General features: G+C 40.7%; 3 protein-coding genes and 1 pseudogene. All 4 read right to left on the bottom strand.

What is annotated here, in order from left to right:
* Window positions 1–199 (bottom strand): annotated as a pseudogene (locus FVR03_RS23865) (IS701 family transposase); the annotation flags it as partial.
* Window positions 166–1068, bottom strand: a complete 903-nt coding sequence (locus FVR03_RS23860; protein ID WP_147924282.1) for a PHP-associated domain-containing protein — start codon at window positions 1066–1068, stop codon at window positions 166–168. The pseudogene FVR03_RS23865 and the gene FVR03_RS23860, both read right to left, overlap by 34 nt.
* Before the next feature lie 23 nt (window positions 1069–1091).
* Entirely contained in the window at window positions 1092–2327 is a 1236-nt protein-coding gene (locus FVR03_RS23855; RefSeq protein ID WP_147924281.1) for a restriction endonuclease subunit S, read from the bottom strand.
* 1 nt (window position 2328) lies between these two features.
* Window positions 2329–2587, bottom strand: a 259-nt coding sequence (locus FVR03_RS23850; protein WP_222707313.1) for a type I restriction-modification enzyme R subunit C-terminal domain-containing protein, incomplete at its 5' end; no start/stop codon positions are given.

Here is a 2587-nt window from a genome sequence, read left to right as displayed (position 1 = left end):
AATCATCGGCCGAAAGAACGCCTCCTTCCAGTTGGAGCCCCTGTTGAACAGCTTCAAAGAGGTCTTTACCCGTAAAGTTGCTGCTCAACAGGAAGCGATTGATCTCATCATGTGAAACCTCCAGAACCTCACTGGCTTTTACACAGCTAACTTTGCGCGGCTCACTCAACAAATAGGCAATATACTGGGCAGATTCCATGGCTTTTTTATAAGATTATACGAAACCATAGAAGTCTGCGTAACTCCTATATAATATCGTTCCGTGATATGATTGGGCTTTGTAAGTGGGTTTTCATGTCTGATAATACCATCAACACCATCATGAAAAGCTAATTTAAGAGCCTCTATACTTGGCTCCTCCATTTTTACCCAGGTATAAGCAGCACCAACCTGTGCAGGTAAATGACTATCTGAGCCTACAATTTCAGCTAAGTTCAGTCTCTTTCTATGTTGTTTATATGTTTCTGGTAAGTCACTATTCACGTTAATTAGCTCAATTGCGAGTAAGTTCTCTCTAAGTAACAGATTTTGTACTGTTACATTACCTCCCAATACATCAAATAAGCCAGTAGGTCTATCCACGTGAGCAGGGATAGCTATACCACCGGCATCAATGATACTTTCAATAACTTCATCAATTGATTTTTTAGATGTATGATCACTTTTACCAACATATTCTAATGGTAAATCAACTTTTCCTAAAAGCCCATGTATCTCTTTCGTTCCTTTGGATGGATCCAAAAGTGCCACTACGTGAATTCCACCATTTACACTGATCTCTACTCCAGGAAAAATAAACAATGACCTATAGCCCTCTGGCTGATCAGTCTCCATTAATTTTAGCTCTTGCTTCAATAGGTCAATCCATTCTCCACTATTATGGTCTGTAACTCCAATGCAATCGATTTCGGCATTCATATAATCAAGAAGCCATTCTCTAGGTGTTCGATTAAGGAGTGTTGCCTGATTTGGGCCTTTGCCATAATCAGTTGATGCAGGAGTGTGATTATGAAAATCACATTTCCACCATTTGCTACCCGCGATAGAGAAAGGATTGCTTGTTGCCATTTTATAGTTTTATCTGTTTAGTGTTAAATTGAGATGATATCCAATTCTTTAGAACTTTGCTTGACCAACTTCCCCTCAAACGCCTGCTTCAAAATACTCTGCCGTAGCGTCTCAGCCTGCTGCAAACTTAGGCTAATAGTTTCCTCCACTTTATCACAAACACTTAGGCGGCTTTCTATCTCCTGAACAATATGATTTTGTTCTTCAGGTGGAGCGAGTGGTAAGGGTATCTCTCTACAAGTGGTAACTTTTACATTCCACTGACCTGCTGTTGCCTTTGATGTCTTTTCTAGCCAGTTAATGGTAACCGAATTTTGCATGAAATAAGATAAATATTTTGACGACACTTTCTCATTTGGTCTGAACAAAACTATTGCTTGATTAATGTTCCATTCTGGATATTCATTACTTACAACAGAGACCTTTCCTAATGGTGGACCAACAATATTTATCAAGACATCACCTGGGTAACAAATCGACCTTTTAAGATCCTTCACATGAATTGCTCTCGGAATAAAAGTGGGATTCTTTTTTGAATTTAAAGTACCATCAAAATTTAAGTTGTAGACTTTTATAAAAGGAACTTCACCCTCTCCGTCTGACAAGAACCCTTTCTTTGGCGTATATCCATTGTTTATTGTTTGAATTACTTCACCAGTTTTCACCCACTTCCACCCCTCCGGCAACTCCTCCTCTTTAACCTCTAGATTAGTAAACCTCCCTTCAAACGCCCACTTCAAAACAGCCTGCCGATATACTTTTAGTTGCTGTCGGGCGGTTATTAATTGCTCTTTGCCTTTGTCCAACTCGCTGAACAGTTCTTCTATCTTGGCAACGATTTCTAGTTGTTCCGTAAGTGGAGGAAGTACGAACTCCTTCTGATAAGCATCATTACGATTTAAGCCCGGAATAGCAGTAGACTTATCTAGTGAGCCTAATTGTAGAGATCTTAATTGATAGTACAGAAACTTTAGGTCGAAAGATGGTTTCTGCTTTACAAAATAAGTTGTATCAATAGGCCATGCTGGATTCAAGGACAAATGAACCTCACCAGCAGCCCCCTTTCTTCCAACAATAACACAAGGCTCTTCAATTATATACTGAGCATGCTTGCCAACAACACCATTGGAGCCAAAGACATCATATTTGCCGGTCTCGTCTCGAAGCTCTTTTTTTAATGCTTTACCATATTCAAACTCACAAACATCCCCTAACTTCTTCACTTCCCAATGCTCCGGAAGTACACTTTTATCTATCATGCTACGCTGCTAACTCCTCGTTTAATTCATTTAAAATTTCATCCGTCTTCTCCCCGAACAGCTGCCACAGTTTCCCCAGCCCGCCGTGCGCGTTAAAAGGGCTCAGTTCGAAATCGTCGCGGTCGATGTGGAAGCTGTTTGCGATGTATTCTTTTATCATGCGGAGCCAGGCCATCTGCTCTTCGGTAAACTTCAGGGTGCCCGCCTGCTTTTTAAATACCCAGTCCTGGAAGTTACGGTCCACGGTTTTGTTGTAGGCG

This window comes from Pontibacter qinzhouensis (assembly GCF_008017455.1).
GTDB classification, from domain to species: Bacteria; Bacteroidota; Bacteroidia; order Cytophagales; family Hymenobacteraceae; genus Pontibacter; species Pontibacter qinzhouensis.
This window is presented reverse-complemented; position numbering and strand designations above follow the sequence as displayed.